Source organism: Pyxidicoccus trucidator (assembly GCF_010894435.1).
Lineage (GTDB): Bacteria > Myxococcota > Myxococcia > Myxococcales > Myxococcaceae > Myxococcus > Myxococcus trucidator.
Genome location: NZ_JAAIXZ010000003.1, coordinates 606,763 through 622,045 on the forward strand (window position 1 = coordinate 606,763; position 15,283 = coordinate 622,045).

Genomic DNA, 15,283 nt, shown 5'->3' on the forward strand with positions numbered 1-15,283 from the left:
GCCCTGTCCGAGCTTCCGGAGCCGTCAGGCGGCGCGGGCGGCGCCGCTGGCCCCGCGGGCGGCCTCGCGAGGCTCCGGCCACACGGCGCGCTGCGGGGTGGCGATGCGGATGACGCCCAGCTTCGCCAGCACGCGCATCACCTGCCACGTGGGGTCCACCTCGAACTTCCGGGCCGCGAAGTTCGGGCTGCTGCCGTACTTGTGATGGTTGTTCTGGAAGAGCTCCCCCATGCAGAGGACCTCCACCGGCAGCGTGTTGCGCGACTTGTCCGTGCTGTCGAAGTTCCGGTAGCCGTACTTGTGCCCGCACCAGTTGACGATGGCGCCGTGCACCGGGCCCATCAGGAAGTGGATGGGCAGCAGCAGGTACTGCCAGGGCGACGTGGCGAAGACGACATAGAACGTCGTGTAGAACGCCACCCAGCCCAGCGTGGCCAGCCACGAGGTGCGCAGCGTGTCATCCACCAGCGGCCACTCCGGGTAACCACCCAGGAAGCGGGCCTCGGGCTGGCCGCGCCCGGCGCAGTAGTCCTCGTAGCGCTTCTTGGTGTGCATCATCATCCGGCCCACGTCCTTGAAGAAGTGGGGCGAGTGCGGGTCCTTCTCCGTGTCCGAGAACGCGTGGTGCTCGCGGTGGAGGATGGCGTACGCGCGGGGCGACAGGTACGACGAGCCCTGCACCAGGTACGTGAGCAGGTGCACCGCCCGCTCCGTGCGCGGACCCATGGTGTACATGCGGTGCGCCGCATAGCGGTGCTGGAAGAAGCTCTGGAAGAACACGCAGAGCAGCCAGTGCGAGATGAAGAAGGCGATGACGACCATGATGTGTGACTGAACACCCCCCATGTCATGGCAGCGTCATGGCCGGCCCCGAAGGGCGTGACAGGGGGCCGTCGAGCAGGCCCTGGCTTCAGGTTCCCATCAGCGGAACGGGGAGCCGCCCCGCGTGACGCACGGTGCCGTGGCCCCGCCTTTCCGGTACGAGGCGATACGAGGAGCAGCAAGCACCCATGACCCGGAGCACACACGTGGAGCGGGCGGACATCGTCAGGTTGGACAAGGGGCACGTCTGGCACCCCTACACCGCCATGGAGGCGTACATCGCCGGGACGAACCCGCTGGTGGTGGTGCGCTCGGAAGGGGCGTACCTGTACGACGCGGACGGCGCCCGGTACCTCGACGCCAACGGCTCCTGGTGGGTGTCCACGCTGGGCCACCGCCACCCACGCCTCGTCCGCGCCCTCACCGAGCAGGCGGGCAGCCTGGCGCACGTGTCCCTGGCGGGCATCACCCATGAGCCGGCCGCCGCGCTCGCCGCGGAATTGGCCGCCATCGCCCCCGGCTCGGACCGGGCCTCGCTGCCCGCGGCCGAGCGGCTGTCGCGCGTCTTCTACTCGGACAACGGGAGCACGGCGGTGGAGGTGGCCATCAAGATGGCCGCGCAGTACTGGGCGCAGAACGGGCACCCGCGCCGCACGCGCTTCATCACCCTGTCCGGGGCGTTCCACGGCGAGACGATTGGCGCCACCAGCGTGGGCGGCGTGCCGCTGTTCCGCGAGGTGTTCGGCCCGCTTCTGTTCGACGTGGTGCACGTGCCGTCCCCGGCGGAAGAGGGCGGCTGGGAGCGCGCCTTCGAGCAGGTGCGGGCCGCCCTGCGCGCGCACCCGGACGAGATTGCCGGCGTCATCCTCGAGCCCGTGCTGCAGGGCGCGGCGGGCATGTTGATGTACTCGCCGGACTTCGTGCGCGCGGTGCGCGAGGCCACCCGCGAGGTGGATACCTTCCTCATCGCCGACGAGGTCTTCACCGGCCTGGGCCGCACCGGCGCGCGCTTCGCGGTGGACCTGGCTGGCGTGGTGCCGGACCTGCTGTGTCTGGCGAAGGCGCTCTCCGGCGGGCTGCTGCCCTTTGGCGCGACGCTCGCCTCCGAGCGTGTGTTCTCCGGCTTCCTCGGCTCGCCGCAGCGGGCGCTGTATTACGGCCACTCGTACTGCGGGAATCCGCTGGGCGCGGCGGTGGCTCGCGAGGTGCTCGCCGTGTATCGCGACGAGGACGTGCTCGGGCAGGTGGCTCGCAAGGCGCCTCGCATCCAGGCCGCCTTCACGCGCATGGCCGAGACGATTCCCGGGCTGGTGCGGCCTCGCGCGCTCGGAATGGTGGGCGCGGTGGACCTGGGCGGCGGTGGCTACCTCTCGCGTGGCGGCTGGCGGGTGTACGAGGCCGCCCTGCGGCGCGGGCTCTACCTGCGGCCCCTGGGCGACACCGTGTACATCGCCCCCGCGCTCAACATCCCGGACGACGCGCTGGAGGAATTGCTCGCGGGCGTGGAGGCGTCGCTGCGCGAGGTGGCGAAGGGCTGAGGCGACGCACGGGTGCGCCTCGCATCAGCGCTGACCAGGTGGAGCCGATGCCCGGCCCGGAGGCGACCGGGGGCGTGCTGTTCGGAAATGTCGGGGGTTTTGGCGGTGCAGATGTCCCGACATTTCCGAACAGCACGGTCCCAACACGCCTCCGAGCGGCCTGCGGGCGCGGTATTGCCGGAATGGGCCCGGTCAGCTTCCTGAAGCGCGTCCGGTACGAGACGGGCGCTGCGCGTCCGCTGTCGTCACCGCGGCCTGTGGGCGCGGTGCTGCCAGAATGGGCCCGGTCAGCTTCCTGACGCGCCGTCCGGTACGAGACGGGCGCTGCACGCCCGCTGTCGTCACCGCGCTGGTGGTGCCTGCTCCCCTGGGAGCCCGCCGCCGCCTTGCCGTCGGCCCGCGCGCCGTGCCCGCACCGTTCGCACAGCCACCAGCACCACCAACCCGAGCGCCGCGGCGATGGCCACCCCATGCTCCACCCGTCCCAGCCCGCGCGCGACTCGGTCCACGCTGTGTGAGAATGCATAGCCGAGCCCCACCACCACCGGCACGCTCACGCACAGCGCCAGCCCGTCCCACAGCAGGAAGCGCCTCGGCGACATGCCCTGCACCGCCGCGAGGGCGAACACCCCGCCTCGCAACACCGAGAGGAATCGGCCGGCGAAGACCACCCTCCCGCCGTGCCGCGCATAGAGCCGGGTCAGCCGCTCGCGACGCTCCGGCGGCAGCAGCCCGCGCAGCCGCTTGTGCTCAAACAGCTTGGGCCCGAGCCGGCGCGCGGTAAGGAACAGCGCCAGGTCACCGCACAGCACTCCGCCCAGGCCCACCGCCAGGGCAAGAGGCAGCGGCAGCACCCCCCGGTGCGCGAGGATGCCGGTGGCCAGCAGTACCAGGTCCTCTGGGAGCGGCACGCCGAGGCCCCCGGCCACCAGCGCCGCGAAGAGCAGGGCCGCCGAGCCATGTGTGAGCAGCCACGGGAGGGGTCCTCCTGACATGCCTCGTTTCCTCCGTCACGCCGTGCCGGGCGGCGCACGGCTCACGGAGGTGCGCCGCTCTCTACGGAAGAGCAGCACCTCGCGGGTGATGATCTGCGCCGCGGCCGCGACGGGCACCGCCACCACCGCGCCCACCATCCCGGCCAGCTCCGCGCAGAAGAGCACCGCCAGCAGGACGATGAGCGGGTTGACGTGCACCGTGCGCCGGAAGACGAGCGGCGCCAGCACGTTGCCCTCCAACTGCCCGTAGAGCACGAAGTACACGAGCACTCCCAGCGCCATCCACATGCCGCCCGTCGCCCACGTCAGCAGCGTGATGAAGCCGCCAGCAATCACCGGCCCCGCGTACGGCACCATGCTGGAGAAGCCGCTGGCGATGCCCAGCGGCAGGAAGTACGGCACGCCCAGCACCGCCAGCACCGTCGTGGTGAGCGTGGTGTTGATGGTGCAGATGAGCGTGAGCCCCGCCAGGTAGCCCCCCGTGGCGCGGTACACGTTCCGCAGCACCCGCACGTAGCGCAGCCGGTGCTCCGGCCGGGCCATGTCGAGCAGCCGCTTCAGCAGGCCGCCGCCGAACGCGAGCATGAACCCCACCAGGAAGTAGACGGTGATGGCGCCCCCCGCCAGCCCCACCGCCCCGCCAATCGCCAGCACCACCAATTCCGGCAGCGTCGTCCCCGCCGCGAGCGGAGGCGCGGTGTCCTCCAGCCGGCGAGACCACCCCAGGCTCTGGAGCCGCTCGCTCAGCATCCGGAAGGGGCGCGAGCCGCGCAGCTCCTCCCAGAGCTGCGGCCACTGGAGCACCAGCGCGTCCACCTGCGCCGCCGCCACGGGCACCACCAGCAGCGCCAGCAGCGCCAGCGCCACCAGCAGCCCCAGCATCACCACCGCGATGGCCAGCATCCGCGGCAGCCGCCGGCGCTCCAGCCAGGACACCCCGTGCTCCAGCGACAGGGCCAGCAGCGCGGCGATACCCGTCAGCGTCAGCGCCACCGTCGTGCGCATCACCAACGTCACCAGCGCCACCACCGAGAGCACGGCGAAGCACACGGTGTACGCCGTCTTCAGCGTCACCTGCGAACGATGCACCGTTCCGTCGTGCTCCTCCGCCACCGTGCCCCCGCGCCCGCTCGGTCTTCGCACCACCTCTTCCGGGTGCGTCCTGTCCACCCGGAGGGCCAGCCACCTCCGCGTCCAGGGTCGGCATGGACCTGTGGAAAGACCATTCCCAACCGCGCCTCACCGGGTGTGGAGGTGTCGACAAGGAAACGTCTGACGACACGAGATCCACTCGCACCGGCAATGCACAACATCTCCTTGCCCGGATGTGCCGGGCCTCGTTCGCCGGGGTTCAAGACATGAAGCGGTTGAAGTCGCTGGGCTGGGCCGTCACCACCTGCGCCGCACTGGGCTGCGGCTCCGGTCAGCCGTCCGAGACGGCGTCCTCGGGAGCTCCCCTGGCCTCGGCACGCGCCGCGGCGAGTGGCGCCCCGAAGAAGATTGTCGAGGCCTCCGCGGCCGTCGCCCCCAGTGCCTGCACCGCGCTCTACTCCAGCCCCCAGGCCCAGGCGGCACTGACCCAGGCCGTGGTGGACCCGGGGCTGCGGGCGGACGGCGCCACGCGCACGCTCATCCTCTCCTTCAACACCGACGAGGCGCTGGCGCCCGCGGTCCAGACGCTGTCCGGACTCCTGGGCCTGCAATCGGGCAAGGGCCTGGGGACGCTGAAGGCGCTGCCCATGGTGGTGGTGAAGGTGCCCGTCACGCCCCTGCTGCTCACGCTGCTGCGCGCGCAGCTGCAGCCGCTGGGTCTGCTCTCCATCTACGAGGACCGGCCGCTTCAGTACTTCCTGGACGAGAGCGTGGCCTATATCGGCGCGGACACCGCGCGCACCGCCTTCCAGGCCACCGGCGCCGGCATCGGCGTGGGCGTCATCGACTCGGGCATCGACGGCCTGCACGGCGACTTCCCCAACATCGCCCGCAACGTGAAGATTGTGGCTCCGGTGGCGGGCCTGCCGGTGGGCGGCGCGCTCTACCTGGACACGCCCAACAGCGACCTCACCAGCGGCCACGGCACGCACTGCGCCAGCACCATCGCCGGCTCAGGGGCGCGCTCGGGTGGCAAGTACCAGGGCGTGGCGCCGGGGGCGACGCTCATCGGCGTGGGCGCCGGTGACGCCATCAGCATCCTCTACAGCGTGCAGGGCTTCGACTTCCTCCTGCACCCGGACGTGCGCGAGACGCACAACGTCCGCGTCATCTCCAACTCGTGGGGCACCACCGGCCGCTTCGCGCCGTTCAACCCCATCTCCATCGCCAGCAAGCGCGCGTATGACCTCGGCATCGTCGTCGTCTTCGCGGCGGGCAACGAGGGTCCGGACGCGGACACGCTCAACCCGTACAGTGCCTCGCCGTGCGTCATCTCCGTCGCGGCCGGCACCGCCAAGGACACGATGGGCGCGCTCAACCCGCTCGTCAGCCAGGATTTGCCCGGCGAGCTCGCGGGCTTCTCCAGCCGGGGCGTGCCCGGTGACGCGCTCCACCATCCGGACATCACCCTGCCCGGGGTGAATATCGTCGCCGCGCGCGCCACCAGCGGCGCGCCCGCAGTCGTGCCGCCGTACCTGGGCCTGGACGGCCTGCACCCGGAGCCCTTCTACGCGTCCATCTCCGGCACCTCCATGGCCACCCCGCACCTGGCCGGCGTCGTCGCGCTGATGCTGGAGGTCAACCCGGCGCTGGACATGGACGGCGTGCTGTCCGCGCTGACCTCCACCGCGAAGCCCATGTTCGTCGCGCAGGCGGACGGCAGCACGCGCCAGCTCGAGCCGTGGGAGGCGGGCGCCGGCTACGCGGATGCGTACGCCGCCGTGCGCGCCGCGTCCGAGACGGCGGGCACGCGCTACACCACGCAGACCACCGCGCTGCCGGGCTGGACGGGCAACGTGGACACCAGCATCGTCATCCCCGTCGCGGACGTGACGCTGGCCTCCGCCGAGCACAACCACAGCCTCGTCGTGCCCGCCGGCGCCAGCGCGCTGCGCATCGGCACGGACTGGGGCAACCCCGCGTTCGATTTGGACCTGTACGTCTACGGGCCCACGGGCGAGCTGGTGGGCTCGAGCGCCAATGGCACCTCGACGGGTGAGGCCGTGTCGATTCCGAATCCGGCGGCGGGCACCTGGCGCGTGCAGCTCAAGGGCTTCCTCAACACGCCCACGCAGTACACCGGTACCGCGGCGGTCGACCGGCTCGTGCCGTTGCCGTAGTCCCGCCGTGTAGAGGGGGAAGTACGTGGCGGCGCACCCCGCTCCCGTGAAGGGGAGCGGGGTGCGCCGTGTTGTTTCAGGAGGACATCAGTTGCGCGAAGGGAAGATGCCTTCCATCGCGATGATGAAGTTGATGCAGAGGAAGGGCGACATGTTGTTGTGGGGCTGGCTGCCGCCGGCGACGCCGATACTCGCCGGAGCCATGGTGGTGTTGATGTTGTTGGGCGTGGTGTAGGCGTTCACCGGCACGCCGGACTCGATGCTCGTCGCCGCGACGTTGCCCTCGGGGATGGGCTGGTCCGCCGCGGAGTTGCTGGCCGTCAGCGCGTGGGTGTGCGCCGGCATCTGCGTCGAAATCAGCGTCACCGTCTCGCTACCCCCCTGCTCACCCAGCGTCCGAGGCGAGAGGCCCGGGCCCTGGCCGGGCTGCATGGGATAGCGGCCCCGCAGATCCGGCAGGGCGAACGTCGTCTGCCCGTTGCCGCCGTACGTGGTGCCCAGGATGGAGAAGAGCGCCGTGTTCTGGGCGATGGAGAGAATCTGCCCCTGGCAGAACTGCCAGCCGCGCGGAGCGAAGTTGCCAGCGAACATCATGATTTGACCGATGAAGGGCTCGGACACGTACGCCTACCTTTGGATGTGGAGTGTTGCAGCGCCAACAAAAACATGGCGACTCCACCCTGAGCAAAGGTCCGGCCACCTCTGAAGCAGGGGGAGGTGTGGAGGACCCGGGAGGGCGGCGCCGGGTGTGCGCGCACGTCGCGGACGTGGTTGTCGCGGAGCGTCAGGGCCTCGCGGCGCGTTCGCGCGGGACGCAGTTGCGTCCCGCGGATACGCCCGCAGGTGTGTGTCTGGTTGGCATCCAGGCGCGTTCAGGTGGAACGCGGGAGGGGGGATGGCTTCGCACGAGTGATTCAAGTCACAATCGAGACATTCAGTGCGGACGCACGGGCGAAGCGGACCCAAAACGCGGTCTGGCTTGGGGCTTGCTGTACGCCCCCCGACATTGAGTTCCCGGACGAGGAGACCGCAGATGGCTCAAGTGAATTGGCGTCGCCCCACGCATTGGAAGTTCCTCAAGTCGCTCCCCCTGGCCGCACTGCTGGTGCTGTCGGGATGTGATGAGCTGGGTAAAGAGGGTCCCGCTGGCCCGCAGGGCCCCGCGGGTGCCGCGGGTCCCCAGGGCGAGCCGGGAGCCGCGGGCGCCGCGGGTGCCCCGGGCGAGCCGGGCGCTGCCGGCCCGAAGGGCGACACGGGCGACATCGGTCCCGCCGGCCCTATCGGTCCCGAGGGCCCCGCCGGTCCCGCGGGCGGTCCGCGCGGTGACACGGGTCTGAGCGCGCTGGTGCGCACCACGCCGGAGGCGGCGGGTGGCAACTGCGCCACCGGCGGCGTGCTGTTCGAGGCGGGCGTCGACACCGACGGCGACGGCGAGCTGGAGAACCACGAGGTGGACGCGGACCTGACGCGCTATGTGTGCAACGGCGCCCAGGGCCCCATCGGCCCCACGGGGGCGGAAGGTCCCCAGGGTCCCCAGGGTATGCGCGGCGAGCAGGGCGTCGTGGGTCCGCAGGGCGAGCGCGGTCCGCAGGGCCTCCAGGGCGACCAGGGCCCCATCGGCCTCACGGGCGCCACCGGCCCCATCGGCGCCACCGGCCCCACGGGCGAGCGTGGCCCCACGGGGGCAACCGGCGCCACGGGCGCCACCGGTCCCCAGGGCCCCATCGGCCTCACGGGGGCCACCGGCGCCACGGGCGCCACCGGTTCCCAGGGCCCCATCGGCCCCACGGGTCCGCAGGGCGACGTCGGCCTGAGCGCGCTGGTGCGCACCACGGCGGAGGCGGCGGGTGCCAACTGCGCCACCGGCGGCGTGAGGCTGGAGACGGGCATCGACGCCAACCGCAACGGCACGCTGGAGGCGGGCGAGGTGACTGCCGCGCTGACGCGCTACGTGTGCAACGGCCCGCAGGGGCCGCAGGGCATCCCGGGTGCCACGGGTCCGGCGGGCGCGACGGGTGCCACCGGTGCGACGGGTGCGACGGGTGCGACGGGCGCCCAGGGGCCTTCGGGGCCGATGGGCCCCACGGGTTCGCTCGGCGTCTACGGTGACGGCTCGGGCGGCTCGTACAACCTCCCCACGGGCAGCACCGTGGACCTGACCACCGCGGCGGGCTTCAACACCCTGGCCGGCAGGCACCACCTGCAGTTCACCGACATCACCATCAGCGGCACCCTCATCGTCCCCAGCGGCACGGTGCTGCGCGCCACCGGCAACGTCTCGGTGACGGGCACGGGCACCATCATCGTGGCGACGGGCACGCAGGACTCCGGCAACGGTGCGCCGAACCCCGGCGTCGCCCTGGCGCCCGCGGGCCAGATTCACGGCGGTCTCGGGCTGGGCGTGCTCCAGGCGTCCCACGTCGTACGGCCGGGCCCGCTCGCGGGCGGTGCGGGTGACCGCAACATCTCGCTGGGTGCCGTGACGGGCGGCGAGGGTGGTGGCTCACTGGTCATCGTGGCGCGCGGCAGCGTGAGCGTCGCGGCGGGTGGCGCCATCAACGCCAACGGCGCCAGCGGCATCAACCCGGGTGGCGCCACCGACATCCCCGGTCCCGGCGGCGGTGGTGGTGGCATCATCGTCATCGGCGCCCAGGGCAACATCACCGTGACCGGCTTCCTGCGGGCCGTTGGTGGCACGGGCGGCTCGGGGGTGAACGGCAACGGCGGGGCCGGGGGCGCCGGCGGAGGCGGCGGTGGTGGCGGTGGCATCATCCACCTCATCGCGGCGGGCACCATCAACGCGCCCGCCTCCCAGCGCCTGGTCAACGGTGGCGGCGCCGGTACGGACGCAAACTCCACGAGCACCAACCAGGCTGGCGGTGGCGGCGGCGCCACCGCGGGCAACGGCGGCAACGGCGGTAACGGCAACCCCGTCGCGGGCCAGGCGTTCGCCTCGGCCACGGCCGGTGCCGCGGGCCACAACCTCACCACGGTGGTGCCCGCCCCGGAGAACCTCTTCCTGTAGTCCCTTCGTCCGAAGGACTGCATGACACGGCGGCCCGCGAGCAATCCGCTCGCGGGCCGTTCGTGCTTCAGGCGGTCCGCGCTGCTCCCCGCCTCCGTCCCGCACCGGAGGAGTGCGGCACCCGGCGCGCCGTCATCGGGCCGCTCGTCCCTCCTCGCGGCGGGTTCGTCCCGGGGCGTGGCGCCTTCGTCACATTCCTTCCGGGCTCACGGAAGCGCATCGGTATCAAGGCGCCACCTCCGTGCCTTTCGCACGGGAAGCCGAGGAGGCACCGTGGACAGCCTGAAGTCGATTCGAAGCACCGTCCTGGCGAGCGCGCTGGTGTTGCTGGCCGCTCCGGGATGTCAGGGGGAGGAGCTCCCCGCCAGCAGCGCGCCGTTCCTCGAAGAGAGCGCCACCCGCCCTCAGGCCCTCGGCTGCGAGGTGAACCAGGTGCCGGTGATGACGAGCAACACGGCGCCAGGCGGCGTCGTCACGCGCTCGGGCGTCTTCAGCAGCTCCTACGAGGCGTGGCAGGCCTTCGACGGCACCAGCAGCATGTGGATATCGGCCGAGAAGCAGACGCCCGCGTGGCTGGCCTACGAGTGGGCCGACGCCCCGCGCACCATCACCCGCTATGCGCTCACCTATACCAACGGCAGCATCACCACCCGGGCGCCGAAGAACTTCACGTTCGAGGGGTGGAACGGCAGCGCCTGGGTGGTGCTGGACACGCGCACGAACGAGGTGGGCTGGCCGGGCTACGAGCGGCGCGAGTACGTCGTGGCCTCGCCGGGCGCGTACCGGAAGTACCGGCTCAGCGTGACGGACGACAACGACTCGCGCACCGGCGTGGAGGTCATCTCCCTGGGAAGGCTGGAGCTGCTCGGCTGCGAGCAGCTCCGCTGGACGCGCACGCGGGGCGTCTCGGGGGCGCTCTCCCTGAACAGCGATGTCGCGGTCCACTCGCTGGGCTACAGCTTCGCCGCGGGGATGACGAACGGGGCCGTGGCGGGCGTGAAGAACGGCAACATGGACGTGCTGCTCGCGGGCTACGACACGAACGGCGCGCTGCTCTGGTCCCAGCAGTTCGGCGTGGCCGGAAAGGTCTCGGCGGCCTTCTCCATCGCGAAGTCTCCCTCGGAGCTGGACCTCTACGTGACGGGCCTCACGGGCGGCGGGCTGCACGGCAACACGCAGGCGGGCTCGCAGGACGTCTTCCTGGCGAAGTACTCCGTGGGAGGCACGTGGCAGTGGACGCGGCAGCTCGGCGTGGCCGGCAAGACGACCCGGGGTTACGGCGTGGCGGTGGACGCCTCGAACAACGTCCATGTCTCGGGTGATACCGATGGCGCGCTGGATGGAGTCCCGCTGCTCGGCTTCAACAGCGCCTTCCTCGTCAGGTACGGCGCCTCCGGCAGCAGGCAGTGGACGCGGCTCGTCGGCGTGGCCAACAAGCACACGTACGGGGCACGGACCGCCGTGGACGGCTCGGGCAACATCTACCTCACCGGCTACACGAACGGCGGCCTGGACGGGAACGTGCTGACCGGCACGGAGGATGCGTTCCTCACCAGGTTCAGCCCGGCGGGCGTGAAGCAGTGGACGCGGCAGTTGGGCGTGGCAGGGGGGCGCACCACCGGCAGCGCGGTGGGGGTCGATGCCGCGGGGAACGTCTACCTGACGGGGAGCTCCGCCTGCACCATCGATGGCGTCTCGACGGACACGGGGCTCTGCGCCATCCTGGTCAAGTACGACGCCTCGGGCGTCCGGCAATGGCTCCGGGCCTTTGGCGCCGGGCACTCGCTCGTGGGCACCGCGCTCGCCATCAACTCCCAGGGTATCCACCTCACCGGGAGCGCCTACGCGGACCTGACGCTTCCGCCTCCCCAGCCCCTCACCCCGGCCCCCCGGCCCTTCGTGGCCCGCTATGACACCGCGGGCACCCGGCTCGCGCTCCAGCAGTTGCCCCAGGGCCAGTCCGCCGGAGTCGGGAGCCAGACGGAGGGAGCGGGCATCGGCGTGGACTCGGCGGGGATGCTCTACGTCGCCGGCCGGGTGAGGGGCGCCTTCGACGGCCACCCGCAGCTCGGCACGGACGACGCCTTCGTGAAGAAGCTGGCCCAGCCGTAGCCGGACCGCCCGTCTCATGAAGGGGAGGCCCGCGAGCAATCAGCTCGCGGGTCGCCGTTGCCAGTCAGGCCTCCTCGTCGGGGAGGAGCGTCCGGAGAAGCTCGTCGTCGGGACCGAGCGGGCGCCAGCCGGACGGAGGCGGATTGGCAAGGAGCGTTGCGGTGACCTTTCTAGCGCGCTCCTTGTGAGTCTCTGGTGTGAAGCCTATCCAAGAGGCGAGCGTCATGGCGGCCTCTAGACGAGCGTCGTCGTCCAGCGCGGCCGGCCAACCGTTGGGGAAACTCTCGGACAGTTCCCGCACGAGCTGTCCGCGCGTCAAGCGTGTGACCTGATGGCTCCTTTCCGCCTCATCAACCAGCCCGCTGAACACCTGCACCGCGCTGAAGCCGTCCTTGCCAAGCTCCGCGGCCAACTCGGTCAGCGGGAGAGTAGGATGCGCCTCGGCAAACGCGGTGAGCGAGTCGTAACCACGCTCGCGGACTCGCTCATATAGGCGGACCGGCCAGTTGCCCCGCCAGGAACTTCCCTCGCTCATCGCCGCCTCCCGGGGGTGAAGTTCACTGGGATGTTATAGCGCTTCATCTCTCTTGCGATGAGCTTCAGGATCGCGTCCCTCGTCAGCATCCGGCCAGCTGCTGTCTCAGCGTCGCGCAATATGCTCATGATCATCTGGTTCCATTCCTTGGGCCATGTGCGACCCAGGCGCCAGTTGCCACCTCCGTGAATCGCCTGATGGTGCGCCTGCTCCAAACGGACGCAGAATTGGTCGATGCTCATCTCGCCGGTAAAGCCGCGTTTCTCGAACCATGCGCGGTGCTCGTCCGGCAGGACGTGGTGCTTCGGCGCCTCGGACATGCCCGCGCCGGCTCTGTCTGTCACCTTCATGCCGCGAACCTCGGGACTGTCGCCCAGCGCGTCGCGTAAGCCCTTCGGCAGCTCGCCGTTCGTCTGCGCCATCATCACCTGCCCGCCGTGAATGCGGACTGCGGCGCTCACTGCGGGAATGGAGATGACGCCCGCTTGCACGAGGCGCCGAATCATTTCCACCCACTCGGCGGAGACGACCACCTGCGACCCCGCCATGACGCCGCCCGAAGTCATGACGAGACTCACGCCGACGGTGGCCGGAGCGGCGGGCGGCAAGCGAGGCAGCGACATCTTCAGCGCCGAAACCATGGTGAGCATGTCCACGAACTGCATCACCGCCAGGGTCTTCCCGAAGTTCTCCATGGACGTGCGTGCGCCATCGCGGATGGAGCTGAATTCGCCGGAGAGTTGCCCCATCAACTCAGGCATGGCCAGAGCTGCGGCCTCGACCTGCTCGGGGTCTCCTGACGCGAGCGCCGCAAGGGTGGGCTCAATCAGCCCCTGCACACGGTGCATGTCCCTGACCAGCTTCTCGACGCTGTAGGCGGGGCACTCGCGGAGCACGACATCGGCGAGGGTGAGGAAGTCGAGCCATGCGGCCAGCAGCATGGCGCCGAACATGGCCCCCTGGAGGCGCGGGCCCGTCATGCGGAGGATGCCCAGCTCCATGCCTCCATCGCCGACTTCCTCGGCAACCGCCACCAGCTCCGTCGTTCTTCCGAGCGCGCTGTGCAACCAGGGCAGTTGCTTGGAGCCGAAGTCCAGATAGCGGATGAACACGCCGTTGACCCCGGTCAGGCCCCGGTTGCCCAGGCTCGTGGGTGGACGGCCGGCCAGCTTCGAGAGTGCGCTGGCGACGTTGTCCGTGGAGCCCTTCACGTCATCCACCGCTTCGAGTACCGAGTCCCGCACCTGTGAGGCACTCGCGGCAGCGGCGTCCGCCGCTCCGCCGCCCGAGACCGCCCCCGTCGCGTCGTCCCGTGGCTCCACACGACGGTGCAGCCGTCGCTCCTGCACTTCAGGCCCCGCCACGACCCGCGAAGGGGAAACCGGGGCGCGCGGAGGCTCCTCGCTCGGCCGTTGCGTCAACGTGGGGCTCGTGGCACCGCGCTGCATGTCGCTCAGGCTTGCGCTTCGGTGCGGTGCTCGCGGCAACGAAGCGCAGCCAGTGGAAAGTACGGCCACGCACAGCAGCAGGGCGTCAGCGCGCATTGTCCACCCCCAGGCCCACCGAAGCGAAGGCCCCCGGCCGCAGCGTCCCTTCCGCTTCGGGGAAGAGGAGTGTTCCGCCCGTGCCCATGGCGTAGAGCTTCCCCTTGAGGAATCGCCACCGCACTTCCGCCGCGCCGAGGTAGCGCGCGCCTGGCTGTCCCATGCCCATGCCCAGCCCCTTCACCGCGACTTCAAGGCTGCGCTCCAGGAGCTGCACCGCGACGCGCCCGTCCACGTCAAAGCGTCCCCAGGAGAAGGCTTCCGCGCCCACCGTCAGCATCAGGTGCCGTTGCAGCCCTCCGTAGTTGACGGCATCCCAGCCCACCTTCAGCTCGCCATGGACGGAGTAGCCAGAGGGGAACGGGGCTTCCGCCAGCGCCCCGCCGTCAGGGCCCGCCGCCCGGAAGCGCGCCAGCTCGTAGTCCGGGCCGAAGAAGCCCTGCCGGAAGCCGCCGTGCTGTCGCCGCCCCTCCAGCCGCAGCTTCAGGTCCAGCGTGGAGGTCAGTGCATCGAGGCCGCCGCCCACGACCGCGCCCCACGCGCCGCCCTCCCCGGGCCTTCCACCCCAGCCAGCAATCACGTGCGCCTCATACGTCGGACGCACCCTCACCACGGCCGTCGCGTCCAGGTGCGCCAGTGTCACCGAGGGCGCGCGTCCGCCGGCCCGGCCCCAGTCATGCACGGCGGACAGCGCCAGCGTGTAGCGGCCCGGCTCGCGCGGCTTGCCGAAGAGGACGTGCTGCATGTCCAGGGCGAGCTCCGCGCCCATGAGACGCGCGCCCAGCACGTCCGAGGCGAAGGCGTGTGTATAGAGCGGCCCGACCGTGCCGGTGAGGATGCCTCCTGCCGGGTGGTAGTCGGGATTGGCGCGGCTGGAGTAGCGCCGCACGAGATGGCCGGACAGGAGGGTGTAGTTCTCCAGCGCGCCGAACCACACAGCCAGCGGCGAGTACTCCGAGCCCAGCTTGAGGCCGCGCACGAGCTGTCCCCAATCGGAGAGGCTGTCCCAGTCCTCCCGCCTCACGAGGCCCGCGCCTTCACCGCCACCCCACAGTCGCAGCCGCACCGGGGCGCCCACATTGACGCCGAACTCCGGGCCGCCGTCGAGGATGACCGTGGGCTCCACCTGCGCGAAGCCCTCTTCCGTGCCTACGCCTGCACGCGGCAGCAGGGCCCACGTAGCCGCCTCTACGCGCGTCAGGGAGTGCCACCTGCGCGCCAAGGGCATCGCGAAGGGAGCGGCCTCCTCGGGGGCGGTCGGCTCCGTGGCGCTTCCCGTCAAGGGCCACAGCAGCAGCAACACCACGCGACCGCGAATCCGCCACATGCACGCCTCCTGGGATTGCCTCTTTGGGGACTGGACACGGCAGTACCCATCCGGTCCGACACGGGCGCCGGGCCAGGGGTGAGTCAGCCGCGTTGAGTGGGAAATGCGCGCAG

At 70.9% G+C, this 15,283-nt stretch carries 11 protein-coding genes; 4 read left to right on the top strand and 7 right to left on the bottom strand.

Translation table 11 applies throughout. The annotated features are described in order from the left end of the window. Positions 1–24 precede the first annotated feature (24 nt). Positions 25–822: an acyl-CoA desaturase gene (locus G4D85_RS12495; RefSeq protein ID WP_164011464.1), complete on the bottom strand. Its 798-nt coding sequence runs from the start codon at positions 820–822 to the stop codon at positions 25–27. A 206-nt stretch (positions 823–1,028) separates the two neighbouring features. Between G4D85_RS12495 and bioA the strand changes: the two genes are divergently transcribed. Beyond that, the gene (gene bioA / locus G4D85_RS12500; protein WP_164011800.1) at positions 1,029–2,360 is read left to right on the top strand and encodes an adenosylmethionine--8-amino-7-oxononanoate transaminase; all 1,332 of its coding nucleotides are present in this window, start codon (positions 1,029–1,031) and stop codon (positions 2,358–2,360) included. Between the two features lie 341 nt (positions 2,361–2,701). On the opposite strand, the gene G4D85_RS12505 is transcribed toward bioA, so the two are convergent. Continuing rightward, positions 2,702–3,355 (bottom strand): DedA family protein, encoded by a 654-nt coding sequence (locus G4D85_RS12505; RefSeq protein ID WP_164011466.1) that lies wholly within the window; start codon positions 3,353–3,355, stop codon positions 2,702–2,704. Between the two features lie 15 nt (positions 3,356–3,370). Next, positions 3,371–4,498 (bottom strand): AI-2E family transporter, encoded by a 1,128-nt coding sequence (locus G4D85_RS12510; protein WP_240359224.1) that lies wholly within the window; start codon positions 4,496–4,498, stop codon positions 3,371–3,373. Between the two features lie 215 nt (positions 4,499–4,713). Between G4D85_RS12510 and G4D85_RS12515 the strand changes: the two genes are divergently transcribed. Beyond that, positions 4,714–6,627: a S8 family serine peptidase gene (locus tag G4D85_RS12515; RefSeq protein ID WP_164011469.1), complete on the top strand. Its 1,914-nt coding sequence runs from the start codon at positions 4,714–4,716 to the stop codon at positions 6,625–6,627. An 87-nt stretch (positions 6,628–6,714) separates the two neighbouring features. Here G4D85_RS12515 and G4D85_RS12520 read toward each other — a convergent pair whose 3' ends face one another. Further along, positions 6,715–7,248, bottom strand: a complete 534-nt coding sequence (locus G4D85_RS12520; RefSeq protein WP_164011471.1) for a phage tail protein — start codon at positions 7,246–7,248, stop codon at positions 6,715–6,717. A gap of 412 nt (positions 7,249–7,660) precedes the next feature. Here G4D85_RS12520 and G4D85_RS50260 point away from each other — a divergent pair, with 412 nt between their 5' ends. Both G4D85_RS50260 and G4D85_RS12530 read left to right on the top strand, forming a co-directional pair. After that, positions 7,661–9,652, top strand: a complete 1,992-nt coding sequence (locus tag G4D85_RS50260; RefSeq protein ID WP_164011473.1) for a DUF7151 family protein — start codon at positions 7,661–7,663, stop codon at positions 9,650–9,652. 273 nt (positions 9,653–9,925) lie between these two features. Next, entirely contained in the window at positions 9,926–11,764 is a 1,839-nt protein-coding gene (locus tag G4D85_RS12530) for an SBBP repeat-containing protein (protein ID WP_164011475.1), read from the top strand. 64 nt (positions 11,765–11,828) lie between these two features. Here the strand turns inward: G4D85_RS12530 and G4D85_RS12535 are convergent, their stop codons facing one another. The 3 genes from G4D85_RS12535 to G4D85_RS12545 form a co-directional block, all read right to left on the bottom strand. After that, positions 11,829–12,299 (bottom strand): NUDIX hydrolase, encoded by a 471-nt coding sequence (locus G4D85_RS12535; protein ID WP_164011477.1) that lies wholly within the window; start codon positions 12,297–12,299, stop codon positions 11,829–11,831. Then, positions 12,296–13,648, bottom strand: a complete 1,353-nt coding sequence (locus tag G4D85_RS12540) for a DUF2380 domain-containing protein (protein ID WP_338052891.1) — start codon at positions 13,646–13,648, stop codon at positions 12,296–12,298. The genes G4D85_RS12535 and G4D85_RS12540 overlap by 4 nt, the downstream gene beginning before the upstream one ends. A gap of 184 nt (positions 13,649–13,832) precedes the next feature. Next, a complete protein-coding gene (locus G4D85_RS12545) occupies positions 13,833–15,170 on the bottom strand; it encodes a hypothetical protein (RefSeq protein WP_240359225.1) in 1,338 nt (445 codons plus the stop codon). Between the last annotated feature and the right edge of the window lie 113 nt (positions 15,171–15,283).

What these genes read in the sequence shown, in the direction of transcription:
- G4D85_RS12545 (WP_240359225.1), bottom strand. Translation starts at nt 15,170, where the DNA reads ATGTGGCGGATTCGCGGTCGCGTGGTGTTGCTGCTGCTGTGGCCCTTG.
- G4D85_RS12515 (WP_164011469.1), top strand. Translation starts at nt 4,714, where the DNA reads ATGAAGCGGTTGAAGTCGCTGGGCTGGGCCGTCACCACCTGCGCCGCA.
- G4D85_RS12495 (WP_164011464.1), bottom strand. Translation starts at nt 822, where the DNA reads ATGGTCGTCATCGCCTTCTTCATCTCGCACTGGCTGCTCTGCGTGTTC.
- G4D85_RS50260 (WP_164011473.1), top strand. Translation starts at nt 7,661, where the DNA reads ATGGCTCAAGTGAATTGGCGTCGCCCCACGCATTGGAAGTTCCTCAAG.
- G4D85_RS12535 (WP_164011477.1), bottom strand. Translation starts at nt 12,299, where the DNA reads ATGAGCGAGGGAAGTTCCTGGCGGGGCAACTGGCCGGTCCGCCTATAT.
- G4D85_RS12505 (WP_164011466.1), bottom strand. Translation starts at nt 3,355, where the DNA reads ATGTCAGGAGGACCCCTCCCGTGGCTGCTCACACATGGCTCGGCGGCC.